At 53.9% G+C, this 206-nt stretch carries 1 protein-coding gene; it reads left to right on the top strand.

All coding sequences use genetic code 11. The features are described 5' to 3' along the window. A partial coding sequence (locus tag PSH48_RS21180) for a hypothetical protein (RefSeq protein ID WP_273612338.1) occupies positions 1-206 on the top strand: 206 nt, incomplete at both ends.

Here is a 206-nt window from a genome sequence, read left to right as displayed (position 1 = left end):
GGCAACGGCGAAAGCGCCGCCATGGTCGTGCGTGGTACTGTGACTGATGTGGAAGACGGCCAAACTGTGACGGTGATCCTCAGTGATGGCACAAACCAAGTTGAAACCACGGCGCTTGTGCAAAACGGCGAATACGTTACTGATCCGATTGATGCCAGCGCATTAAACGACGGCACACTCACCGCTACAACAAGCGTGTCAGATTT

It is taken from the genome of Pseudoalteromonas sp. Angola-4 (assembly GCF_028599265.1).
Classification (GTDB): Bacteria; Pseudomonadota; Gammaproteobacteria; order Enterobacterales; family Alteromonadaceae; genus Pseudoalteromonas; species Pseudoalteromonas atlantica.
Note: the sequence above shows the minus strand (reverse complement) of the source record. Positions and strands in the feature narration are given on the sequence as shown.